Annotated in this window: 23 protein-coding genes and 2 pseudogenes; 6 read left to right on the plus strand and 19 right to left on the minus strand. The window is 70.3% G+C overall.

The features are described from left to right. Positions 1 to 75 precede the first annotated feature (75 nt). Together JL475_RS09230 and JL475_RS09235 are read right to left on the minus strand one after the other, a co-directional pair. Entirely contained in the window at positions 76 to 489 is a 414-nt protein-coding gene (locus tag JL475_RS09230) for a VOC family protein (RefSeq protein ID WP_202276961.1), read from the minus strand. Between the two features lie 5 nt (positions 490 to 494). After that, complete coding sequence (locus tag JL475_RS09235) at positions 495 to 944, minus strand: helix-turn-helix transcriptional regulator (protein WP_202276962.1); 450 nt, start codon at positions 942 to 944, stop codon at positions 495 to 497. Between the two features lie 192 nt (positions 945 to 1,136). On the opposite strand from JL475_RS09235, the gene msrA reads away from it, so the two are divergent. Next, positions 1,137 to 1,658 carry a peptide-methionine (S)-S-oxide reductase MsrA gene (msrA, locus tag JL475_RS09240; protein WP_202277004.1) on the plus strand — a complete coding sequence of 174 codons (522 nt, stop codon included), beginning with the start codon at positions 1,137 to 1,139 and terminating at the stop codon, positions 1,656 to 1,658. 114 nt (positions 1,659 to 1,772) lie between these two features. Here msrA and JL475_RS09245 read toward each other — a convergent pair whose 3' ends face one another. After that, positions 1,773 to 2,246, minus strand: a complete 474-nt coding sequence (locus JL475_RS09245) for a carboxymuconolactone decarboxylase family protein (protein ID WP_202276963.1) — start codon at positions 2,244 to 2,246, stop codon at positions 1,773 to 1,775. A gap of 326 nt (positions 2,247 to 2,572) precedes the next feature. Here JL475_RS09245 and JL475_RS09250 point away from each other — a divergent pair, with 326 nt between their 5' ends. After that, positions 2,573 to 2,797, plus strand: coding sequence for a hypothetical protein (locus JL475_RS09250; RefSeq protein ID WP_202276964.1), 225 nt, complete (start codon positions 2,573 to 2,575; stop codon positions 2,795 to 2,797). A gap of 98 nt (positions 2,798 to 2,895) precedes the next feature. On the opposite strand, the gene JL475_RS09255 is transcribed toward JL475_RS09250, so the two are convergent. Further along, positions 2,896 to 3,348: a phospholipase gene (locus tag JL475_RS09255; protein WP_202276965.1), complete on the minus strand. Its 453-nt coding sequence runs from the start codon at positions 3,346 to 3,348 to the stop codon at positions 2,896 to 2,898. Between the two features lie 428 nt (positions 3,349 to 3,776). Between JL475_RS09255 and JL475_RS09260 the strand changes: the two genes are divergently transcribed. Next, a complete protein-coding gene (locus JL475_RS09260; RefSeq protein ID WP_202276966.1) occupies positions 3,777 to 4,565 on the plus strand; it encodes an SAM-dependent methyltransferase in 789 nt (262 codons plus the stop codon). Between the two features lie 37 nt (positions 4,566 to 4,602). Here the strand turns inward: JL475_RS09260 and yicI are convergent, their stop codons facing one another. After that, positions 4,603 to 6,873, minus strand: a complete 2,271-nt coding sequence (yicI, locus tag JL475_RS09265) for an alpha-xylosidase (protein ID WP_202276967.1) — start codon at positions 6,871 to 6,873, stop codon at positions 4,603 to 4,605. A gap of 497 nt (positions 6,874 to 7,370) precedes the next feature. Between yicI and JL475_RS09270 the strand changes: the two are divergent. Then, positions 7,371 to 7,874, plus strand: a pseudogene (locus tag JL475_RS09270) (carbohydrate ABC transporter permease); the annotation flags it as partial. A 128-nt stretch (positions 7,875 to 8,002) separates the two neighbouring features. On the opposite strand, the gene JL475_RS09275 reads toward JL475_RS09270, so the two are convergent. Next, complete coding sequence (locus tag JL475_RS09275; protein WP_202277005.1) at positions 8,003 to 8,665, minus strand: CBS domain-containing protein; 663 nt, start codon at positions 8,663 to 8,665, stop codon at positions 8,003 to 8,005. A 226-nt stretch (positions 8,666 to 8,891) separates the two neighbouring features. On the opposite strand from JL475_RS09275, the gene JL475_RS09280 reads away from it, so the two are divergent. Continuing rightward, positions 8,892 to 9,092 (plus strand): type II toxin-antitoxin system VapB family antitoxin, encoded by a 201-nt coding sequence (locus tag JL475_RS09280; protein ID WP_202276968.1) that lies wholly within the window; start codon positions 8,892 to 8,894, stop codon positions 9,090 to 9,092. 10 nt (positions 9,093 to 9,102) lie between these two features. Here JL475_RS09280 and JL475_RS09285 read toward each other — a convergent pair whose 3' ends face one another. From JL475_RS09285 to JL475_RS09335, 11 genes and pseudogenes are all read right to left on the minus strand, one after another. Next, complete coding sequence (locus tag JL475_RS09285) at positions 9,103 to 9,894, minus strand: YqjF family protein (protein WP_202276969.1); 792 nt, start codon at positions 9,892 to 9,894, stop codon at positions 9,103 to 9,105. A gap of 87 nt (positions 9,895 to 9,981) precedes the next feature. Further along, the gene (locus JL475_RS09290) at positions 9,982 to 11,091 is read right to left on the minus strand and encodes an aliphatic sulfonate ABC transporter substrate-binding protein (protein ID WP_307825001.1); all 1,110 of its coding nucleotides are present in this window, start codon (positions 11,089 to 11,091) and stop codon (positions 9,982 to 9,984) included. Positions 11,092 to 11,536: 445 nt separating this feature from the next. Beyond that, positions 11,537 to 12,048: pseudogene (locus JL475_RS09295) on the minus strand (Rrf2 family transcriptional regulator). Between the two features lie 35 nt (positions 12,049 to 12,083). Further along, positions 12,084 to 13,049, minus strand: a complete 966-nt coding sequence (locus tag JL475_RS09300; protein WP_307825002.1) for an endonuclease/exonuclease/phosphatase family protein — start codon at positions 13,047 to 13,049, stop codon at positions 12,084 to 12,086. Positions 13,050 to 13,261: 212 nt separating this feature from the next. Then, entirely contained in the window at positions 13,262 to 14,053 is a 792-nt protein-coding gene (locus tag JL475_RS09305; RefSeq protein WP_202276971.1) for an enoyl-CoA hydratase/isomerase family protein, read from the minus strand. Next, a complete protein-coding gene (locus tag JL475_RS09310; protein ID WP_307825003.1) occupies positions 14,050 to 15,336 on the minus strand; it encodes a cytochrome P450 in 1,287 nt (428 codons plus the stop codon). Before JL475_RS09310 ends, JL475_RS09305 begins: the two co-directional genes overlap by 4 nt. Before the next feature lie 102 nt (positions 15,337 to 15,438). After that, positions 15,439 to 16,740 (minus strand): cytochrome P450, encoded by a 1,302-nt coding sequence (locus JL475_RS09315; protein ID WP_202277007.1) that lies wholly within the window; start codon positions 16,738 to 16,740, stop codon positions 15,439 to 15,441. 103 nt (positions 16,741 to 16,843) lie between these two features. Further along, on the minus strand, positions 16,844 to 17,446 hold the full coding sequence (locus tag JL475_RS09320) for an ATP/GTP-binding protein (RefSeq protein WP_202276973.1): 603 nt from the start codon (positions 17,444 to 17,446) through the stop codon (positions 16,844 to 16,846). After that, complete coding sequence (locus tag JL475_RS09325; protein WP_202276974.1) at positions 17,421 to 17,795, minus strand: DUF742 domain-containing protein; 375 nt, start codon at positions 17,793 to 17,795, stop codon at positions 17,421 to 17,423. The genes JL475_RS09320 and JL475_RS09325 overlap by 26 nt, the downstream gene beginning before the upstream one ends. After that, positions 17,792 to 18,193, minus strand: a complete 402-nt coding sequence (locus JL475_RS09330) for a roadblock/LC7 domain-containing protein (protein WP_202276975.1) — start codon at positions 18,191 to 18,193, stop codon at positions 17,792 to 17,794. Before JL475_RS09330 ends, JL475_RS09325 begins: the two co-directional genes overlap by 4 nt. Next, positions 18,190 to 19,395, minus strand: a complete 1,206-nt coding sequence (locus tag JL475_RS09335) for a sensor histidine kinase (RefSeq protein ID WP_202276976.1) — start codon at positions 19,393 to 19,395, stop codon at positions 18,190 to 18,192. The genes JL475_RS09330 and JL475_RS09335 overlap by 4 nt, the downstream gene beginning before the upstream one ends. Before the next feature lie 377 nt (positions 19,396 to 19,772). Here JL475_RS09335 and JL475_RS09340 point away from each other — a divergent pair, with 377 nt between their 5' ends. Then, the gene (locus JL475_RS09340; RefSeq protein ID WP_202276977.1) at positions 19,773 to 20,516 is read left to right on the plus strand and encodes a class I SAM-dependent methyltransferase; all 744 of its coding nucleotides are present in this window, start codon (positions 19,773 to 19,775) and stop codon (positions 20,514 to 20,516) included. Between the two features lie 59 nt (positions 20,517 to 20,575). Here JL475_RS09340 and JL475_RS09345 read toward each other — a convergent pair whose 3' ends face one another. Both JL475_RS09345 and JL475_RS09350 read right to left on the minus strand, forming a co-directional pair. Then, entirely contained in the window at positions 20,576 to 21,151 is a 576-nt protein-coding gene (locus tag JL475_RS09345; RefSeq protein ID WP_202276978.1) for a TerD family protein, read from the minus strand. Between the two features lie 41 nt (positions 21,152 to 21,192). Beyond that, positions 21,193 to 21,459 (minus strand): GlsB/YeaQ/YmgE family stress response membrane protein, encoded by a 267-nt coding sequence (locus tag JL475_RS09350; protein WP_202276979.1) that lies wholly within the window; start codon positions 21,457 to 21,459, stop codon positions 21,193 to 21,195. Positions 21,460 to 21,495 lie beyond the last annotated feature (36 nt).

The raw sequence follows: 21,495 nt of genomic DNA on the forward strand, positions 1-21,495 counted from the left end.
CCTCTCGTGGGTGATTCCCGGGTCGGGTGCGATCGCCGGGTCGGGGCCGGGCGGTGACTGCGGTGACCGGGCGGCTCAACGCAGCTGCTGGATGCGGATCAGGTTGCCCGAAGGATCGCGGAAGGCACAGTCACGGACGCCGTACGGCTGCTCGGTCGGCTCCTGGACCACCTCGGCGCCGTCGGCCGACTGCAGCCGCGCGAAGGTGGCGTCCAGGTCGTCGGTGGCCAGCAGGAGACTGGCGTACGTGCCCTTGGCCATCATCTCGGCGATGGTGCGGCGCTCGTCGTCGGTGACACCGGGGTCGGCGGCCGGCGGGGTCAGGACGACGGAGGTGCCGGGTTGGCCGACGGGGCCGACCGTGATCCACCGCATCCCGCCGTGTCCGACGTCGCCCCGGACCTCGAAGCCGAGGGTGTCGCGGTAGAAGGCCAGGGAGGCGTCCGGGTCGTCGTGCGGGAGGAAACTCGCGTGAATGGTGATGTCCATGGCCGTCACGCTAGAGGGGGGCCGGGCGCGGGCGCTTCTCGATTTCTGACCGGTCTGGTGACCTGCTTCGCCACGCACGGCGGCAGCCCCGCCGTCATGCTCGCCGCGCGGCGCCGATAGGTGCTGGGCGGCATGCCGACGAGCTCGGTGAAGCGCGTGCTGAACGTGCCCAGCGACGAGCAGCCGACCGCGAAGCAGACCTCGGTGACGCTGAGGTCCCCGCGGCGCAGCAACGTCATCGCACGCTCGATGCGCCGCGTCATCAGATAGCTGTACGGCGACTCGCCGTACGCCGCCCGGAACTCCCGGCTCAGATGCCCGGCCGACATGTGCGCGCCACGGGCGAGCGCCTCGACGTCCAGCGGCTGTGCGTACTCCCGGTCGATCCGGTCGCGGACCCGGCGCAGTCGCGCGAGGTCGCGCAGGCGCTGCGCCGGGGCCGGTGAGTCGGTCATATGCGGAATCGTACCCACGGTCGCCGCCTGACCTGGGCGGAATCCTCCAGGCCGGACGGTCATGGCCGGAACAACAGGCTTCCCGGCATGGTTGAGACTGCTGTACGTACGGCTGCGACGGTGCGGGACCATGAAGGTCACGAAGACGCGGCGGAACCGTCCGTCCAGGACGCGGGAGAAGGGCTGGAGCAGATGACGAGGACCGAGAAAACCGTGGAGACGGCGCTGCTGGCGGGCGGCTGTTTCTGGGGCATGGAGGAACTGATCCGCACGTTCCCGGGCGTCCTCGGCACGCGGGTGGGCTACAGCGGCGGTGACGTCCCCAACGCCACGTACCGCAACCACGGCACCCACGCCGAGTCGATCGAGATCACCTATGACCCCGCCGTCACGGACTACCGCACGATCCTGGAGTACTTCTTCCAGATCCACGATCCGAGCACGAAGAACCGGCAGGGCAACGACATCGGGCTGAGCTACCGCTCCGCCATCTTCTACCTCGGCGACGAGCAGAAGCGCGTCGCCGAGGAGACGATCGCCGACGTCGACGCGTCGGGCCTGTGGCCGGGCCCGGTGGTGACCGAGGTCGCACCGGCCGGACCGTTCTGGGAGGCCGAGCCCGAGCACCAGGACTATCTGCAGCGGTACCCGGACGGCTACACCTGCCACTTCGTCCGCCCCGGCTGGCGTCTGCCGAAGCGCGCGGAGTCCTGAGCCTCTGGGCACCTGGCCTTCATGAGCACCTGAGCTCCATGGCATCCGAGGCCGCACACAGGGGGCGCGCACGCGAGGCGGCGCGCCCCCTGTGCTGTCCGTCTGTGCCGTCCGTCAGCCGAACTGGCCGGGCTGGTAGTCGCCGGCGGGCTGCTGGTTGATGACGTTGATGCGGTTGTAGGTGTTGATGACGGCGATGAGGGAGATGAGGGCGACCAGCTGGTCCTCGTCGTAGTACTTGGTGGCGTCGGTCCAGGCCTCGTCGGTGACCCCGCCGGCGGCGTCGGCGATGCGGGTGCCCTGTTCGGCCAGTTCGAGGGCGGCGCGCTCGGCGTCGGTGAAGACGGTGGCCTCGCGCCAGGCGGCGACGAGGTGGAGGCGCTGGGCGGTTTCTCCGGCGTGGGCGGCGTCCTTGGTGTGCATGTCGGTGCAGAAGCCGCAGCCGTTGATCTGGCTGGCGCGGATCTTCACCAGTTCCTGTGTGGCGTGCGGCAGACCCGAGTCGGAGACGGCCTTGCCCGCCGAGTTGATGTGCTTCAGCACCTTGGTCGCGAGCGCGTTGCCGAAGAGGTTGATACGGGCATCCATGGTGATCTCCTGGTTCGCGTGTGCGGTGACACCCTTCTGACGAAGTGGCCCGCCGAGATGTGACAGGTTCCCGGGATGTGACGTGCGTCTCCCGGCCGGAGACGGCCCGCGGGGTGCGGTGGGTCGGACCGCGGCGGGCTCGCGGAGGCGTCGTCCACGGAGCGGCGGACGAGCGATAGCCTGACAGCATGCAGGACCACCCCTTTGCGCCCGCCGGGAGCGGCACCGCCCTGCCGCGCGTTCAGGGCCGCGGCCAGGACTGACGCCCCGGCCCGGTACGGGAGCAATGAGGGGACGGGAAGGCCGGGACGGGGAGCGGAGCGTCGGTGAGCGAGCGTCAGGAACGCGACTGGACGGACATGACGCCAGGGGATTTCGACCGTGACGCCCCGCTGTACCTGAACGTGGGCACCGGGCCCGTCGTGGTGCCGGCCGAGCCGGACGAGTACGGCACGGTGCCCCTGTTCGGCGAGGAGCCCTCGGCCCGACGCCCCGTCCCGCGTCGCCTCCCGCGCGGCGGCGCGCCCGCCGAACAGGAGCACCTGTTCTGACTCCGTTGCGCCCCGCGGCTCAGGAAGCCTGACGGAAGCGGTGCGCCGCCGGTCCCGTGCGGGAACCGGCGGCGCCCGGTGGGGTCCGGACGCTCCGGTCAGCCGAAGGCCCTGACCGCCTGGTAGTAGGTCCACGCAGTGCTGTTGCAAGCGGTCTTCGTGCCGCCGCTGTAGCCGGCGCAGACCCGCTTGAGGTCTTCGTAGAAGGCGCTGTCGAGGCGCGCCTTGTTGGCGTCGAAGGAACCGGCCGCCTTGTAGTTGCGGTAACCGAAGTCGTGGCGCGCGCAGGAGGTGGCGAAGGGGAAGCCGAACGGGTTGTCGGGGGAGGTGGAGCAGTAGTCGGTGCTCCAGTCGAACTGGTAGGCGGACCAGGCGGCTTGGTTGGACCGCGCCGCGACCCACTGGTTGTAGCTCGAGGCACTGGTCTGGGTCCAGTTCGAGAGGACCTGGGCCTTGTCGGCGGGAGCGGCGTCGGCGGCCGTGGCGGTGCCCAGCACGCTGACGGCGGCAAGGGCCGAGGTGGCCAGTGCGGTGGCGAGTCTACGGTGCATCCCGAACCTCCATGAGGCTGCGACCCGGCCATCGGATCGCAGGTTCATGACAAGAGATGCCCATGCCGCCGACGCTTTCACACCACGTCCGGCTCGACGGCCCGTCGACATCTGGCTTCACCGGGCATCATGGGCGCACGTCATGGATGAACGGCGCACCCGGAACCGACTCCGCCGTGTCGGCCGGACCGGTCCGCCCGCCGCCGGCGTCCCTCACCGCTCAGGGGGCCGAGGAACTGGCGGCCGTCCTCACCGCCGGCCGGGCCGTACTCGCCCCGCGCCCCCGGCCCGCGCCCACCGGCCGGTGGGTCCGGGGCGCGGGTCGGTTCTCTGTCCGTCTGTTTCAACCAGCCCTGTATGAAGGCGTGTTGATGTGCGAGACTCGGTGATCGTCAGCAGCCCTGGTCCACCGTGGGACGGAGTCCTCCATGTCGGCCGGCAGGTCCGATCCTCCGCAGATCGACACCAGCAAGGCGCACCCCGCGAGGGTCTATGACTGGTTGCTCGGCGGCAAGGACAACTACCCCGTGGACGAGGCCGTCGGCGAGAAGCTGCCGCCCGAGGCGCGGGACGGCGCCCGGCAGAACCGTCAGTTCATGCACCGGGCGGCGGCCTGGCTCGCCGGGCAGGGCGTCGACCAGTTCCTCGACATCGGCACGGGCATCCCCACCGAGCCGAACCTGCACCAGATCGTGCAGTCCGTCATCCCGGCCGCGAGGATCGTCTACACCGACAACGACCCCATCGTCCTGCGGCACGCGGAGACCCTGCTGATCAGCGGCCCCGGGGGTGTCACCGACTACATCCAGGCCGATGTGCGCGGTCCGGGAAAGATCATCGAACACGCCCGGACCGTCCTCGACCTCGGGCGTCCGGTCGCGCTGTCCCTGATCGCCCTCCTGCACTTCATCCCCGATGACCAGGAACCCCTCGCCATCGTCGGCGAGTTGCTCTCCGCGCTCCCGCCGGGCAGCTACCTCGTGCTGTCGCACGCCGCCTCCGACCGGCACGCGGAACTGGCCGCGCAGGTCACCGACGAGTACGCCAGAGCCGGCATCCGCCTCGGCTTCCGCACCCGCGCCGAGGTCGCCCGCTTCTTCGACGGACTGGACATGGTGGAGCCGGGCCTGGTGACCGCACCGGAATGGTTCCGGACGGCCCCGGCCCCCGCACCCGAGGACAGCGGCATCTACGCGGGCGTCGCACGGCTCCGCTGACGCGGCACCGCTCCCGCCCCGGCCGCCGTCGCGCCCGTCATCCCAGCGGCACCGTCACCTCACCCGCTCCCCGGACCTCCGCCCCGCCGGCGACACGCACCGTGAACGGCCGCTCGGTCCCCGACGCGGTGACCCGCAGGACGTCGCCGTCACGCAGGACCCGGAAGGCCGCGGCCCGCGCCCCCGCGGTGTCGGGCACGGTGATCTCGGCCGCGTAGTCGGGCGAGGCCGTCGGGTGGACGAGGAGGACCGGCGCGTCCAGCCAGTCGCCGTCCGGCCGCGAGTCGTCGCCGGCCAGTGGCAGGACGGCGCCCTCCCGGACGTACAGCGGGAGGCTGCCGTAGCCGTGCCGTTCGGTGCGCCAGCCCGGGCCGGTGACCCTCTCGCCGCTCAGCAGATGGGTCCAGGTGCCCTCCGGCAGGTAGACCTCGACCTCGCCGTCCGGGCCGAACACGGGCGCCACCAGGAGGTCGGGGCCCAGCATGTACTGGCGGTCGAGCGGACGGCACGTCGGGTCGTCGGGGAACTCCAGCACCATCGGCCGCATCATCGGCACGCCGGTGGCGTGCGTCTCGACGGCCGCGCCGTACAGGTACGGCATCAGGCGGTGCTTGAGCAGGGTGAACCGCCGGGCGACGTCGACCGCCTCGTCGCCGAACTCCCACGGCACCCGGTACGACGAGGAGCCGTGCAGCCGGCTGTGCGAGGAGAGCAGGCCGAAGGCGAGCCAGCGCTTGAACACTTCGGGATCGGGCGTGCCCTCGAAGCCGCCGATGTCGTGGCTCCAGAAGCCGAACCCGCTCAGCGACAGCGACAGACCGCCCCGCAGCGACTCGGCCATGGCCTCGAAGGACGACCAGCAGTCGCCGCCCCAGTGCACGGGGTACTGCTGCCCGCCGGCCGTCGCGGACCGGGCGAACAGCACGGCCTCACCCTGCCCGCGCTCCTTCTCGAGGAGCTCGAACACCGTGCGGTTGTACAGCTGCGTGTAGTAGTTGTGCATCCGTTCGGGGTCCGAGCCGTCGTGCCAGACCACGTCGGTGGGGATGCGCTCGCCGAAGTCCGTCTTGAAGCAGTCCACGCCCTGGTCGAGCAGGGCCTTGAGCTTCGACTGGAACCAGGCGCGTGCCTCGGGGCCGGTGAAGTCGACCAGGCCCATGCCGGCCTGCCACAGGTCCCACTGCCACACGTCGCCGCCGGGCCTGCGCACCAGGTGCCCGAGGGCGGCGGCCTCGTCGAAGAGCGGGGACTTTTGGGCGATGTAGGGGTTGATCCAGGCGCTGATGCGCAGGCCCTTCCCCTTGAGCCGGGCCAGCATGCCGTCCGGGTCGGGGAAGACGTCGGGGTCCCACCGGAAGTCGCACCACTGGTACTCGCGCATCCAGAAGCAGTCGAAGTGGAAGACGGACAGCGGGATGCCGCGCTCGGCCATGCCGTCCACGAACGGCGTGACGGTCCGTTCGTCGTAGGACGTGGTGAACGAGGTGCTGAGCCACAGGCCGAACGACCAGGCCGGGGGCAGGGCGGGGCGGCCGGTGAGGGCCGTGTAGCGGCTGAGCACGTCCTTCGGGGTGGGACCGGCGACGACGTAGTACTCCAGCGACTGGTCCTCGACGCTGAACTGCACCTGGCCCACGGACTCCGAGCCGATCTCGTAGGAGACCGCCCCGGGGTGGTTGACGAAGACGCCGTAGCCGCGGGAGGAGACGTGGAACGGGACGTTCTTGTAGGACTGCTCGCTGCTCGTGCCGCCGTCGGCCTGCCAGACGTCGACAGTCTGACCGTTCTTGACGAACGGGGTGAAGCGCTCGCCGAGGCCGTAGATCTGCTCCCCGACACCGAGCGCCAGCCGGGTCAGCATGTGGTGGGCTCCGTCGCCGGTGGTGGCGAAGGCGGTGCCCTTGGCGTCCGCGCGGGTCAGCTCGCGTCCGTCCGCGTCGTGGAAGCCGAGCGAGAAGGGGCCGGACCCGTCGAGGCGCAGGGTCAGCGGGCCGCTGGTCAGCTCGGTGACCGGGCCGTCCGTGCGCACCGTCCCGGCGCCGTTCGGATCGCCGGTGAGGGCGAAGTCGGGGCCGGGGCGCCGCTTGCCCGCGTGGTGGGTGACGCGGACGCCGATGACGCCCTCGGCGGGGGAGAAGCACTCGACCGTGACGAGGGGAGCGTTGAGGGTGTCGCCTCGACGTGTCACTCTCTTGACGGCGGCATAGCTGGTGAAGCGCTTCGACTCCGTGCGCACATCGCGCAACTCGGTGGCGTACGAGATCTGGACGCCCTCGCGGATGCGCCAGAAGCCGTCAGTGAACTTCATGATCTTCCTCGGAGGGGGAGGGATGATGGCGAGCAGGAGGACGTGCCTGACCAGGAACTATGACAGGTCCGTGAGTTCCTGTCACGCCCTGGAGTGAGGGGAACGTGCCGCCGGGGGCCAGCGCGACCGGCTCCTGCCGGCGTATGGGTAATCAGGCCGAACAAATTGCCTCCGACCCGCAGTGCGGGGTCGTGCGCGAGCGATGTACGTCGGCAAGATCGACTATTCGTCGAAGCGCTTCACTGACCCTGATGAGCCGCCGGCCCGGTGAAAAACCGGGTCGATCCCACCCGAGGGCACCCACCGTGACAGCACATCCCCCGGTTGCCGCTCTGCGCGGGCGCCGCCCGCGCAGAGCCGTCACGTCGTTCGCCGCCGTCTCCGTCCTGGTCTCCGGGGCGGCACCGACCGGCTGCGCGCAGGAACGCGACAGCGACGTGTACACCGTGATGAACTCCTCGACCGACGAGTCCTACCACCGCTGGGACGCCGAGGCGATGGCCCGCTTCGGTCTGCGCGGCACCCGCACCATCGTGTTCGGCACCCTGATCACCCAGATGCCGCCGGGCATCGTCATCGCCCAATACGGCTCCTACGTCGAGCTCGGGCTGGTCAACTCCCCCTTCGGCCTGATGCTCGCGGACGCCTCGCTCGGCATCCCGTTCCTTCCGGGCGAGGTCCTCGCGGCCGCGCAGATCGACGGCGCCGGCCCGCTGCACACCTTCGTCCAGGTGGTGCTGCCGATGAGCCGCAACTCGCTGATCACCTCCGGCCTGTTCGCCTTCCTGTTCTCGTGGAGCGACTTCATGTTCGCGCTCACCCTGAACACCACCGACGACGTCAAGCCGATCACCCTGGGCATCTACCGGTACATCGGCGCCCACGTCGGCGACGGGGGCTCGGTGATGGCCGCGTCCGTGCTGTCCGCCGTCCCCGCGGCGATCCTGCTCGTCCTCGCCCAGAAGTACATCGCCGCCGGCATCACCGGGGGCTCCGTCAAACGACACCGCACGCCTCGAGACGGACCTGAACGCATGAGCGACTCCAGCACCGGTACCGCCGGGGGATCGCCGTGCAGCGGGGCCGTCCCGCCCTGCGACGGCCCCGGTCCGGCACCCGCGGCGCGCGGTCAGACCGACGGCGCCGGGCCGTCGGTCCCGGAATCGGGCACCGCACGGAACTCCACGTCGACGACGCCGTCGACGTTGCGGCACAGCTCCTCGAGCTCCTGGGCCGTCGCCGGCGAGGACAACTGCCCACTGAGCCGCACATGGCCGTGCGTCACCGTCACCTCCACCGCGGAGGGCGCCTCGCCGAGCGTCCTGACCAGCACGTCCTCGACGATCTCCGTGCGGATCGCCCGGTCCGCGCGCACGAAGACGCGGAGCAGGTCGCTCCTGCTCACCACGCCCCTCAGCCGCCCGGCCCCGTCGACCACCAGCAGCCGCTTGATGCCGTGCCGGGCCATCACCCGGGCGGCGTCCACCACGCTCCAGTCCTCGGCGGCACAGAGCGCGGGCGAGGTCATCAGCCCGGAGGCGTCAGTGGCCCAGGCCTTCTCCGGCCGGGACTCCACTCCCGGCCCACCGGCATCGCCCTCCTGACGTCCCCACATCTTGTGCAGCAGGTCCGCCTCGGACACCACGCCCACCGGACGGTCCTCGGCGTCGACCACGGGGACGGCGGTGATGTCGTACTCGAGCAGCAGGTGCGCGATCTCCTTGAACGGTGTCCCGCCCTGGATCCGGACGACGGCGTCACTCATCACGTCGCGCACCCTCTGGTGGCTCATCGCGGTGATTCCTCCCTGCTCCTGGCACACGTTCGTCGGACGGACGGCCGCTGTGCGCACGCGGCTGCCACTGCCATCATCGCCGGTCGGAGGGGTCGAACGAGAACAAGAGGAGGAGTTCCTTCCGGTTTCCGTCGGCGCGGGCGGGGCCAGGGCGGCGAGCGGCCCGCCTTGTAGAGTTCGGTGATCCGGTCCACGCAGTGCCCGACGCCGTCAGGAGAGCGCCATGGCCAAGGTCACCGTCACACTCGATGCCGAACTGGTCGTGGAGGTCATGGTCCTGGCCGGAGTCGGGTCGCCGCAGGACGCCGTCGAGCTCGTGGTGCGGGACTACATCGCCCGCGGCCACCGTACGGAGACACGCACCGAACTCACCGACCGGAACCTGCGCGAGGTGGACACCAAGCCGCAGGAGCCGCAGGGCTGAGCCCGGGGCGTCAAGGGGTGCGGATGCCCGCCGGGCGGGCGGGGCGGCCGAAGCGGGCGGGAACGCCCGGCGAGTACAGGACGCTCACGGGGTCTCCCGCGGGCTTCGGCAGTCCCGCCGCCGTCAGCAGGTCCTCCGAGCAGTCGAGCACCTCGGCGCGGTGCAGGGACCAGCGCGGATGGGCGTTGGGCAGGTACATCGACCGGCCGAAGAAGGAGCCGTGCATGCCCCAGCGGGCGGTCAGGAAGTGCTCCAGCTCGGTGGGCTCCTCGACCCGCTCGCCCACCCGCACGGTGATGCGGCTGTGGGCGCCGCGAGGGCCGGGCCACCGCCGGGAGCTGGTGTACGTGAGGGTGTCGCCGCTGCGCCGGACGGCCATCCGGGACCAGCGGTAGGGCATCCGGAAGCCGATCCGGCCGATCGTCGCGGGCAGTAGCCGGGAGGCGTCCAGGGAGAGGAACACCACGCCGCGGCGTCCGTGCGCGTCCACCGAGTAGAGGCGGACGTTGGTCTCGGGGAAGGAGCCGAGGTAGGGGATCCCCGGGAGGCGCAGCAAGCCGACCCGGTGCATCCGGAGAGCGACGAGTCCGACGTAGGTGACACCGTCCAGTGTGTCGGGCACCGTTTTGGCCGGCAGCAGCGGGGCCACGTCGGCCGGGTCCGCGGCCCAGTGCAGAAAGGTCAGGTCGAGCCAGCACTGGGTGAGCAGCGGGCGCGCGATGGTCGCCGGTGCCTCGGCCGTGACGGGTTCCGGGGGCCTCGGGGGTGTCGGGCGCGGCTGTGACCGCGGAGTCGGCGGCATCGCACCAGTGTCCCAGAGGAGCGGCGGGGGAGCGGCGGCCGCGGCTACGACCGCCGCTCCCGGGAACTCACCCGGAGCGGGCCGAGCTCACCGCTCGACGCCGAGGCCCGCGTCGTCCACCTCGTCCTTGCCCTCGGCCTTGAGCACCTTGTTCAGCGGTGCGAGGTCGTAGATGCCGTCCAGGGCGGGCTGCTCCAGCAGGCCGGCCTTCACCGCGTGCTGCGCCTGCGAGTCGAGCGTGGTGGCCAGCGGGTCGTCCAGGAAGGTGATGGACTCCCAGGCCGGGTCGAGGACGTCCTCGGGCAGGGCCTTGCCGGACAGTTCCTCGAGGGCCTTGTTCGCGGACTCCTTGGCCTTGTCGGGGTTGGCCTCGATCCAGTCGTTGGTCTTCACCGAGCCGCGCAGCACGGCCTCGACGACGTCCGGGTGCTCCTCGAGGAACTTCTGCGACACGATGATGTTCGTGATCACGAACTTCTTGTCGGGCCACAGGCCGGCCTCGTCGAGCAGCACCTCGGCGCCCTCCGCGACCAGCCGGGACGCCGTCGGCTCCGGGACCCAGGCACCGTCGATCGAACCGGACTTGTAGGCGTCGGGCGCCACCTTGTTGTCGGTGCGGACGACGGAGACGTCGCCCTTGCCGCTGTGCGCGTCGACCTTCCAGCCCTTCTCCGCGATCCAGTTGAGGAACGCGACGTCCTGGGTGTTGCCGAGCTGCGGGGTCGCGATCCTCTTGCCCTTGAGGTCGTCCTCGGACTTGATCCTGTCCGGGTTCACCACCAGCTTCACGCCGCCGGAGGCGGAACCGCTGATGATGCGCAGGTTCTTGCCCTGGGACCTGGTGAATCCGTTGATGGAGGGGGAGGGGCCGATCCAGCCGATGTCGATGGAACCGGCGTTCAGCGCCTCGATCTCGGACGGCCCGGCGTTGAAGGTCGCCGACTTGATCCGGGTGCCGCCGAGCTCTTTCTGCAGCAGGCCCTCCTCGATGCCCACCAGCGCGTTGGCATGGGTGAGGTTCGGGAAGTAGCCGAGCTTCACCTCGTCGACGGACAGCTTCTCGGCGTCCGCCGCGACCTCGGACTGCTTGCCGTCGTCGGTGGACTCGGAGCCGTAGCCGCACGCGGTGAGCAGGAGGGGCAGCGTCGCGGTGACGGCGATGGCGCGCAGGAGGGAGAGGGGTCTTGCGGCAGACACGGAGGTGTCCTTTCGGGGTGGGCGACGCGGCAAAGGTCGATACGCCGACATGGAGATGCAGCGATGCAGCGATGCAGAGACAGAGATACGGAAATACGGAGACGCAGAGATGCAGAGATACGGCCGGGAGGCCGGGAAGGGGACGCCGCGTCGTCTCGGGCGTGCCGGAAAGCGGACTACCGGGAGACGGGCGGCCGGGACGCGGAACGGCGACAGATGGCGCTCGACGCGCGGCCGAAGTCGATGTGACGGCGCGAGGTCAGGTGGGGCAGCAAGCGGGCCGTGCGGTCCAGTGCACGCATGACCAGCCCCCTGTCCCTGGTTTTCCTACCCGGTTGCCAGGGATCGTGGCAGACCGAGACCCTCCCTCCAAGAGGGTTTCCGTATTCTGGCAGGGCTCATCTCATGATCCGAGATCCGGAACCCGGGCGGCCGGTCCGCTTGCTCAGGGGTTGACCCAGGCGTCCGGAGCATCGGTCAACGCGGCGACCTCGGCGGGTAGTTCGGCCGCGGCGACGTCGGCCAGCGACACACCTTCCAGGATCTCGCGCACGTTGGACCGCAGTGCGATCCACAAGGGGAGCAGGGACTCGGCGGGGCCGGTGCAGGACAGGTCCGGCGGGCGGACCCCGCGCACCGAGACCAGTGATCCGTCCACGACGCGGATGACGTCGGCGATGCTGATGGTGTCGGCGGGCTTGGCCAGTCGGTAGCCGCCGTTGCCGCCGCGCCGGCTGAGGACGAGACCGCCCCGGCGCATGTCGTTCAGGACGCCTTCGAGGAACTTGTGCGGGATGTCCTGGGCGTCGGCGATGGCCTCGGCCTTGAGGGGGCGTCGTCCCGTGCCGCGGCGAGCTGCAGCGCGGCTCGTACCGCGTAGTCCGCCCTGGCTGAGAGCGGAAGACGCGCTGCACGGAGGAGATGAGCGTGGGGCTCCGGGGACCCGCGACGTGACACCGCCCGGTACCGGGCGCCCATTTTGTTCGGAGCTCTCAGTCGAGGGTGATGCGCGCGGCGACCGGCAGATGGTCGCTGCCGGTGGCGGGCAGGGTGCGGAGGTGACGGACGGTGGCCGAGCGGGCCATGACCTGGTCGATCCGGGCCAGGGGCAGCGCGGCGGGGAAGCTCAGGGCGAAGCCGCGTTCCGCCACGTTCATCCGTGAGGTCAGCGGGGTCAGGCCACGGTCGTCGACGGTGCCGTTGAGGTCGCCGAGGAGGATCACCGTTTCCAGTTCCTCGGCGGCGACCGCCCTGCCCAGCAGACGGGCGCTCTCGTCCCGGTGGGCGGAGGCGAGGCCGCTCGCCCCGACCCGGATCGAGGGCAGGTGGGCGACGTACGCCGCCACCTCCCCGTGCGGTGTGCGGACCACGGCCCGCAGCCCGCGGCTCCAGGGCTCGGTGATCCCCGGGGGCTTGATGTCCAGCAGCCGGGCATCGGTGAGCGGATGCCTCGACCAGAGGCCGACGGTGCCCCGCACCGCGTGGTACGGGTAGCGCCGGGCGAGCGTCCTCTCGTAGAGCGGCAGCGCCGTCGGCACCAGCTCCTCCAGCGCGATGAGGTCGGGCCCGGCGTCGGCCAGGGCGCGGGCCGTGGCCACCGGGTCGGCGTTCTCGTCGCTGACGTTGTGCTGCACCACCACCAGTTCCCGCGGGCCGACGGGCGGTTCGGGCAGGAGCAGTTCGCCGAAGAGACACGTCCAGGCCGCCACCGGCAGCAGCAGGGCCACCAGCGCGAGGGCCGAACGCCGCAGCAGCGCCAGGACGAACAGCACCAGGACCACCAGGCTCAGCCAGGGCAGGAACGACTCCAGCAGGCTGCCCACCCGGCCGACGGCGTTCGGCACGGCACGGTGGAACACCAGCAACCCCGCCGACAGCACCGCGGCCACCGCGACCACCCGCCCGCGCGTGGCCGTCCCCACCACCGGCAGCGCACCACTGCCCACCCGTTCCCTCACGGCTCCCCGGCTCCCCGTCCGCACGATCGACCTTGTCCTTCCCAGGACGCGCGACCGGGTGACGCGGTTGCCGGCCGGCCGGCAACCGCGTCACCCGGTGGAGAGCGAGACCGTCGCGGTGCTCGACCGAAACGGCCCGGCCCGGCTGAACGCACAACAAGGCCCCCGGAAGTCGGCGTGTTCCAGGGGCCGGTGACGCTGTGAGGGCGCGATCAGCTGGACGTGCGCATATGGTGCACTTCGCTGGCGACCGCCGCCATCAGTTCGGGATCCAGGACCGACGCGTCGGCGAGACGGGTCGAGGCGGTCAGGGAGTTCAGCAGCGTCTTGGTGACCCGCACGGCGGGCAACGAGCGCCGCAGGAGCGGTCTGGCCCACTCGTCGACCGCGGCGTCGAGAGCATCCTCGGGCACGACCCGTTGCAGGATCGACAGATTGAAGGCCTCATGGGCGGGGAGGGGGCGTCCGGTGAGGATGATTTCGCGCACGGACGCGGCTCCGACCTCGCTGACCAGCCGCGGCAGCAGGCCGCCCCACGCCGTGGGCAGACCGAGGGCGAGTTCGGGCAGCCGGAAGCTCGCGGTGTCGGCACCCACCCGCAGATCGCAGGCGAGGGCGAGGGCGAAGCCGGCCCCGATGGCTCTGCCCTGGACGCGGGCGATGGTGACGGCGGAGTGGGACGTCAGCGCGTCGCACACCCGCCGGGCCTTGACGCCGGAGACACGGATGCCGTTGCCGGTGGCGTCGTGGGCGAGGTGCCCGGCGAACTCCTCACGGTCCCCGCCGAGGCAGAAGTCCTGCCCGGCGCCGGTCATCACCAGGACGCGCACCGAGGGGTCCTGGTCGTCCAGCACGGTGAGCAGGTCGTCCAGCATGGCCTCGCTGACGACGTTGCCCTGCTCGGGAACGTTCAACTCGATGGTGAGGACAGGACCCTGCCGGTGGGTGCGCAGGGTCTTCAGTATCCGGTCGTCGGGGTCGCCGGACAGGAGCGGGGCGTTCATATCGTCACTTTCAGGGAGGTGATGCGGCGGAACACGATACGGGTGGTGTCGTACGCGGGAGGTGCGGTGGGCCGCAGAGTGGGAAAGCGTTCCAGCAGTTGGACGAGGAGTTCACGCGCCTCGAGTCGTCCGAGGCCCGCTCCGAGGCAGTAGTGCGCGCCGCCGCCGAAGGTGAGGTGCCCGCCGCCCCGCAGGATGTCGAAGGAACCGGGGTCCGGATTGCGGCGCGGGTCGTGGGCGGCGGATCCGTACAGGACGTGGACGGTGGTGTCCTTCGCGATCGGCACGCCCGCGAGGACGGTGTCGTCGGCGGCGATGCGGGAGTTGAGGACCACGGGAGGGTCGTAGCGCAGCGTCTCCTCGATCGCGTCGTCGATGTGGTCGGGGTTCCGCCGCAGCCAGTCGGCGCGCGACGGGTCCTGGGTCAGGAACCAGACGGCGTTGGTCAGCAGGACGGCGCTGGTCTCCAGGGAGGCGATGGTGATGAACATCGTCAGGTCGTAGAGCACCTGGTCCGCCGCGGCCCGGTCGTCCGGGTACTGGGCGTCCCAGTAGTGGATCCAGCCGGTGAGGGCGTCGTCGCCCGGGTGTGCGCGCCGGTGCCGGATGAGCTCGGTGAAGTAGGCCCGCATCTCCAGGGTGGCCTGGGCCGATATCGCGAGTTCGTTTTTGCTGGGCAGCAACTCCTGTGCGTAGACCTGCCGGTGGGTGAAGTCCAGGATGTGCGCGTGGTCGGCCGGGTCGAGGCCGAGCCACTGGCCGACGGTGCGGACGGGCAGCTGCTCACCGACGACGGTGCCGAAGTCCGCCTCGCCGGCGGCGCTGAGCCGGTCGGCGAGTTCGTCGAGGAGACCGGTGACGAGAGCGGCGATCCGGGGACGCGCCTGTTCGATCGAGGAGCGGTCGAAGGGGTTGCCCAGAGCCCGCCGCTGGCAGGTGTGGGCGGGGGCGTTGAGGCGGATCAGGGTTCTGGTCATCTCACGGGTGGCGGGGTCTTCCCAGCGGTCCTGGTCCGACTGGCGCTCCTGCCAGGCGAAGTCGGGGACGAGCCAGTTCCTGCCGCGCAGGACCTGGCTGCACGCCTCGAATCCGGTGACGAAGTAGCCGCCCCAGGGGGCGCGTACGACGTCTCCCATGGAACGCAGTTCCTCCCAGACGGGAAGCGGATTGGTCTGTCCTTCACTCGAACGCAGGCGACGGAGGAGGGAGATGACGGTCCGGCGGTCCGTGTTACTGGTGCCGGGGATGGTGCTGATATCACGTATTTCGCCAACGGCGGTCACGCGAAGCTCCTTTGGCTGGGCGCTGCCGGTACCGCCGGAATCTACCCTTCCACCCTCCTCCGTCATGCGCCACAGGGTGTTGCCCCTGTCACATGCCGTGCATCAGACGCGGAAGACGTCGAGGAAGCTGCTCCAGAAGCCCCTCCTCCGGCCCGACTCCCGCCGCGCCGGGGCGGCCTGGGCCACGGGCAGCGGCTGTTCCGCACCGGCCGACGCGGCCCGGTGCTGCAGAGCCGCCGCCATCCGCGTGGCCGGCGTCGGACTGAACGTCGCCGGCAGTGTCACCAGCGCGCGGTGGAACGGCCCCGGCCGCCACTGCAGTTCCTCCTGCGGTACGGCCAGCGTCAGGTCGGGCAGCGCGTTGAGCAGCCGCTCGATCGCGGTGATCGCGATGACCTGCGCCGGGTCCTTGGCGGGGCAGGCGTGCGGGCCGGCCCCCCACGCCAGATGGGCGCCCCTGCTGCGGATGCGGCGGGCCTCGGCGAGCGCGGGGTCGCTGTTGGCGCCCGCGAAGGAGATGACGACCGGGGTGCCCGCCTCCACCACATGGCCGCCGAGGTCGACGTCCTGGACCGGGTAGTGGGTCGCGTAGTTGGCGATGGGGGTCTGGTTCCACAGCACGTGATCGAGGGCCTCCTCGATCAGCATGCCGCTCTGCCGGCCGCCCGTGCCGGACAGCAGCAGCACCAGGGCGTTGCCGATGAGGTTGCGCTCGGGTTCCACCCCGGCGCCCATCAGCATCACCAGCTGGTCCTTGAGCTCCTCGTCGGTCAGCCCGGCCGGGTGCTGGATCAGCCAGGAGGTGATGTCCTCGCCGGGCTGGCGCCGCTTGAGGGCGATCAACTCCATGAGGCAGGCGGTGAGGTCCTCGTTGGCACGCAGGGCGTCCTTGCCGTCGAAGATCGCCGACATCGCGGTGGTGAGGGTGTCACCGATGTTCGCGGGGCAGCCGAAGAGCTTGTTGAACAGCAGCAGCGGCAGCAGCTTGGCGTAGTCGTTGAGCAGGTCGGCGCGGCCCCGCTCGCTGAACTGGTCGAGGAGGTAGTCGGCGATCGGCTCGACGTCACGGCGGACCCGGGTGATGTTGAGCTGGGCCAGGCTGTCGGTGACCGCCTTGCGCAGCCGCAGGTGCACCGCACCGTCGGTGAACAGGCAGTTGGGCCGGTACGCCATCATCGGCAGCACCGGGTTGTCCATCCCGATGCGCCCCTCGTTCAGGGCCTTCCACCGGCGGGCGTCGCGGGCGAAGAGGTCGGTGTTCTGCAGGACGCGCAGCGCCATCTCGTGCCCGACGACCAGCGTGGCGTCCACGCCCGGCGCGAGCTCGACCGGACCGGCCGGGGAGTGGGCGCGCAGCTGGTCGTAGAGCGCCTGCGGATCCGCGGCGAACGAGGCGTCGTGCATGGGGCATCTGCTGCCCGTGGGCGCAGATGTCGGCTGGAGATCCATGAAGTCTTCCTTGGTGATCCGGGAACCGCTGTTCCCGGGTGGAGTGGGCGCGTGACGGTCAGGCGGCGCGCTCGAGCAGATGCCGGACCAGCGCGATCAGCGCCTGCGCGGAGGATCGCTGGTCACGGGCGTCGCAGTAGACGACGGGAGTGTCCGGCAGCAGGTCGAGCGCCTCACGCACCTCTGCTTCGCCGTACGTGGCGGACGGGTCGAAGGTGTTGACGGCGATGGCGTACTCCAGGCCGTACCCCTCGACGAGGTCGATGACGGGGAAGGTCTCCTCCAGCCGCGCGGGGTCGACCAGGAGCAGGGCTCCCAGCGCACCGCGCGCCATGTCCTCCCACAGCTGCATGAAGCGCTGCTGTCCCGGCGTGCCGAACAGGTACAGCACGAGGTCTTCGCTCAGCGTGAGACGACCGAAGTCCAGGGCGACCGTGGTGGTGGTCTTGTCCGTCACGCCCCGCAGGTCGTCGACGTGGACGGAGGCCTGGGTCATCTTCTCCTCGGTGCGCAGCGGAGTGATCTCCGACAGCGAGCCGATGAGAGTCGTCTTGCCCACGGCGAAATGCCCGACGATCAGGATCTTCGCGGCGTTGGTCACCGCGTTGGAGACGTAGATGGAGCCCTGGGCCGTCTCAGCTGATGAGGGATTGGAGTCCATGCAGAACCTTCTCGAGGGTTGCTCTGTCAACGTTCTGGGCCCGCGGCGGTTCGGCGCGGTGCAGCAGGTGCCCCTGCTCGAACAGGTCGGTCAGCAGCAGGCGGGCCACTCCGACCGGCAGGCCGAGGTGGCCGGCCACCTCGGCCACCGACAGGTAGCCCCCCGCGCACAGGTCCCAGATCGCCGTCACTTCGGGCCCGGCCCCGAGCGGGAGGATCCGCTCGGGAGCCAGCGTGACGAGGGTGTGCAATGCAAGATCGTCCGAAGAAGGCAGGCTCCGGCCGCCGGTGATGACGTAGGAGCGGACGAAGTCGCTGGATACGGACCCTCCTTCGCCGGGAGCCGTCATGAGCCGACACCGTAGCTCGAGCGTGGCGCCACGCTCATCGCCTTGCTCAGTGCCGCCACCGTCTTCTGCATGCGGAACGACACGGCTTCCATGTCGACGTCCGGAGCCGCCGAGACGGCCAGGTAGGCGCCCTGACCGGCGGCGCTCAGGAAGATCCAGCCGCCGTCGTACTCCAGCAGCGTCTGCTTCCAGATGCCGTTGCCCGCCCCGACGAAACCGGCGACCGCCCGGCTGAGGGACTGCATGGAACTCATGGCGGCGGCGTTCGTCTCCGCGTCGTCGCGCGAGATGTCGTCCGAACGCTGAAGCAGCAGGCCGTCACCCGAGACGAGCACGGCGTGACGGGCACCACGCACCTCGAGCACGTCGTTCAGCACCCACGACAGGTCGGTGTTCACCGCTGATCAGGTCCTTCCATGGTGTTCGTGATCCGACCGAGCTGTGTGCCACGGGCGAACGCCCCGAGGCGTGACGCGGTCACCTCGCTGGCCGGTTCGGATGTCTGCTCGTCGACACCGGCCGTGTCGTCCGGTGCGGGCACCACCGAGATGGGGCCCTGCCGCCGGCGTCGCTTGGGAAGCCCGCCGTTCGTCCGGCCCACCACGTGGGAGGGGCCCACCGGGACGGGAGCCAGCCGCTGCGGGGCGGCCTCCTGGCTCACGGCCTCCTGGACGGGCTCGGCGGGTGCGGGCGCGTCGGCGGCCAGGAGACTTTCCGGTACACGGATCACTGCACGCACTCCGCCGTAGGGGGACACCGAGCCGACGGAGACGGAGAAGCCGTACCGCGTGGCGAGCATGCCGCACACCGCGAACCCGAACCGGGGCGGGTCGCCCAGACCGGTGATGTCGACCTCACCGTCGGCCGACAGCAGAGCCGCCGCCCGGTCCTTGGTCTCCTGGTCCATGCCCAGGCCGGCATCGTCGACGATGAAGCACACACCCGTCGGGACGGCCTGGATGTTGACCTCGACCGGCGTGCCCGGAGCGCTGTAGGTGGTCGCGTTGTCCAGCAGTTCGGCCAGCACGACGGCCACCGGCTCCACGGCCTTGGCGGAGACGGAGACGCTGACCTGCGCGTGGATGCCGACCCGGTTGAAGTCCTTGATCCGCCCCTGGGCGCTGCGCGCCACGTCGTACACGGTCGCCGCGCCGTCACGCCGCCCCAGCCAGCCACCGCACAGGACCGAGATGCCCTTGGCCCGGCGGCTGAACTGACTGCCGGTGTGGTCCACCGACATCAGGTCGGCGAGGACCTCGGTGTCGTTTCCGTACTTCTTCAGCAGGCCGTCCAGCAGCAGCTGCTGCTCCTCGGCGAGGGACTGCAGCGTTCCCATCGCCGACTTCAGTACGGCTTTGGTCGACGACTCGGCATCCGCGCGGACGTCGGCGAGGTCGCCCTGGTGCCGTGCGTTGAGGGTGGCGATGTACCCCTGCTGCTGGGCGAGCTGGCCCTGGGCCTGACCCAGGTCCGATTCCAGGTCCTTCCTTGTTCTGCGGAGCGCCAGGTTGGTTCTCCGCGCCCTCATCACTGCGAACGCCGCAGCGATGAGTACTACCAGCAAGATCCACAACAGTGGATCCCTGATCAATGACGTCATGAGACTCTCTTCAAGTCGCATCGTGCCGGGAGCGCGGAGGGTCCACCGATCCGACTCGAGGAATCCGGCCGTCGAACGGCTCGAGCCCACGGACGGACCACACCTCACACCTCGGCGATGGGGCCTTAGAGACTGTCCCCCGTACGCGTTCATGACGCGCCGTCAGTCTACTGAAAGTTCGATGATCTTATCAGGTGCATATGCACAAAACGCTTGCCTCGGTCATTGCTCGACGACCCTCACCAGACCCTCACACGCCCGTCTTCCACGAGCCACCGAAGCGGAAAACGACGGTGTGGGTCGGGCCGGGCACCGGGGTGGAACCGGCCTCGAGAATCCGGTGGACAACGCACGGGCCGTCGGCACATGTTGGAGCAATGCAGCAGGAGGAGATCTGGGACGCCGACACCGCACAGCGCTACGACACGCCGGGCACCGGCATGTTCGCGCCCGAGGTCCTGGGGCCGGCCGTCGACCGGCTCGCCGGCCTCGCCGGGGAGGGGGCCGCGCTCGAGTTCGCCGTCGGGACCGGCAGAGTGGCGGTCCCCCTCGCCGAGCGAGGGGTGCCGGTCACCGGCATCGAGCTGTCCGTCCCGATGGTGGAGAGGCTGCGGACCAAGGCGGACGAGGCGACGATCCCGGTGGTCATCGGCGACATGGCGACCACCGTCGCACCGGGCGAGTACAGCCTCGTCTACCTCGTCTACAACACCCTCTCCAACCTGCTCACCCAGACCGAGCAGGTCGAGTGCTTCCGCAACGCCGCCCGCCACCTCGTTCCCGGGGGCCGGTTCGTGATCGAGCTCTGGGTGCCGGAGCTGCGCAAGCTCCCACCGGGCCAGGAGGCCATGGTCTGGCAGTCCGAGCCCGGATACATCGGCCTGGACACGTACGACGTCCTGCGTCAGCAGGTGGTGTCGCACCACTTCCGGTTCGACGGGACCCGGCAGGCGCGGCTGTTCCGCAGCCCCCACCGCTACGTGTGGCCGGCCGAACTCGACCTCATGGCCCGGTTGGCCGGCTTCGAACCGGAGGCCAGGCACGCGGACTGGGCCGGGGCCCCCTTCACCGCCGAGTCACGCTCCCACGTTTCGGTCTACCGCATCCCGCCCGCCCGGTAGAGAACGAGCACGCCGGGCCGGCCCGTACGGGCCGGCCCGGCGGATGGTCCGGCTCGGTGTCAGACGTTGACGCCGAAGTCGGCGGCGATTCCGGAGAGCCCGGAGGCGTACCCCTGGCCGACGGCGCGGAACTTCCACTCGGCACCGTGGCGGTAGAGCTCGCCGAAGACCATGGCCGTCTCGGTGGAGGCGTCCTCCGAGAGGTCGTAGCGGGCGATCTCCTGGTTGTTGGCCTGGTTGACGACGCGGATGAAGGCGTTGCGGACCTGGCCGAAGCTCTGGCCGCGGTTCTCGGCGTCGTGGATCGACACCGGGAACACGATCTTGTCGACCTCGGCGGGCACGCCGACGAGGTTCACCTTGACGCTCTCGTCGTCGCCCTCGCCCTCACCGGTGAGGTTGTCACCGGTGTGCTCCACCGAACCGTCCGGACTCCTCAGGTTGTTGTAGAAGACGAAGTGCTGGTCGGACAGGACCTTGCCGGAACCGTCGACCAGCAGCGCGGAGGCGTCGAGGTCGTAGTCGGTGCCGGTGGTCGTGCGGACGTCCCAGCCGAGGCCGACCACGACCGCGGTCAGCCCCGGGGCCTCCTTGCTGAGAGAGACGTTGCCGCCCTTGGACAGGGAAACACCCACTGCGTACTCCTTCTTGGTTGTCCTTGCTCGTTCTCGGTGGTTCAGTCGCGCGAGTTGCCGAAGAGGAGGCGGTAGCCGACGAGGAGGACGAGCGCGCCGACGATGGCCGAGCCCCAGGTGGCGGCGTCGAAGAACTCCCGCTGTACCGGGCGGCCCAGGAACTGCGCCGACAGCCAGCCACCGAGGAAGGCCCCCGCGATGCCGATGATCGTCGTACCGATGAGCCCGCCCGGATCGCGTCCGGGCAGGACGGCCTTGGCCACCGCTCCTGCGAGCAGCCCCAGTACCAGCCAAGCGATGACGCCCATGTCCACCCACTCCTCGTCTCTTCGCGTGCGTGCGTC

This window comes from Streptomyces sp. M2CJ-2 (genome assembly GCF_016757295.1).
Taxonomy (GTDB): domain Bacteria; phylum Actinomycetota; class Actinomycetes; order Streptomycetales; family Streptomycetaceae; genus Streptomyces.

What these genes read in the sequence shown, in the direction of transcription:
- JL475_RS09350 (WP_202276979.1), bottom strand. Translation starts at nt 21,459, where the DNA reads ATGGGCGTCATCGCTTGGCTGGTACTGGGGCTGCTCGCAGGAGCGGTG.
- JL475_RS09305 (WP_202276971.1), bottom strand. Translation starts at nt 14,053, where the DNA reads ATGAACGCCCCGCTCCTGTCCGGCGACCCCGACGACCGGATACTGAAG.
- yicI (WP_202276967.1), bottom strand. Translation starts at nt 6,873, where the DNA reads ATGAAGTTCACTGACGGCTTCTGGCGCATCCGCGAGGGCGTCCAGATC.
- JL475_RS09320 (WP_202276973.1), bottom strand. Translation starts at nt 17,446, where the DNA reads ATGGACTCCAATCCCTCATCAGCTGAGACGGCCCAGGGCTCCATCTAC.
- JL475_RS09230 (WP_202276961.1), bottom strand. Translation starts at nt 489, where the DNA reads ATGGACATCACCATTCACGCGAGTTTCCTCCCGCACGACGACCCGGAC.
- JL475_RS09275 (WP_202277005.1), bottom strand. Translation starts at nt 8,665, where the DNA reads ATGAGCCACCAGAGGGTGCGCGACGTGATGAGTGACGCCGTCGTCCGG.
- JL475_RS09260 (WP_202276966.1), top strand. Translation starts at nt 3,777, where the DNA reads ATGTCGGCCGGCAGGTCCGATCCTCCGCAGATCGACACCAGCAAGGCG.
- JL475_RS09280 (WP_202276968.1), top strand. Translation starts at nt 8,892, where the DNA reads ATGGCCAAGGTCACCGTCACACTCGATGCCGAACTGGTCGTGGAGGTC.
- JL475_RS09255 (WP_202276965.1), bottom strand. Translation starts at nt 3,348, where the DNA reads ATGCACCGTAGACTCGCCACCGCACTGGCCACCTCGGCCCTTGCCGCC.
- JL475_RS09325 (WP_202276974.1), bottom strand. Translation starts at nt 17,795, where the DNA reads ATGACGGCTCCCGGCGAAGGAGGGTCCGTATCCAGCGACTTCGTCCGC.
- JL475_RS09285 (WP_202276969.1), bottom strand. Translation starts at nt 9,894, where the DNA reads ATGCCGCCGACTCCGCGGTCACAGCCGCGCCCGACACCCCCGAGGCCC.
- JL475_RS09245 (WP_202276963.1), bottom strand. Translation starts at nt 2,246, where the DNA reads ATGGATGCCCGTATCAACCTCTTCGGCAACGCGCTCGCGACCAAGGTG.
- JL475_RS09315 (WP_202277007.1), bottom strand. Translation starts at nt 16,740, where the DNA reads ATGCACGACGCCTCGTTCGCCGCGGATCCGCAGGCGCTCTACGACCAG.
- msrA (WP_202277004.1), top strand. Translation starts at nt 1,137, where the DNA reads ATGACGAGGACCGAGAAAACCGTGGAGACGGCGCTGCTGGCGGGCGGC.
- JL475_RS09235 (WP_202276962.1), bottom strand. Translation starts at nt 944, where the DNA reads ATGACCGACTCACCGGCCCCGGCGCAGCGCCTGCGCGACCTCGCGCGA.
- JL475_RS09335 (WP_202276976.1), bottom strand. Translation starts at nt 19,395, where the DNA reads ATGACGTCATTGATCAGGGATCCACTGTTGTGGATCTTGCTGGTAGTA.
- JL475_RS09340 (WP_202276977.1), top strand. Translation starts at nt 19,773, where the DNA reads ATGCAGCAGGAGGAGATCTGGGACGCCGACACCGCACAGCGCTACGAC.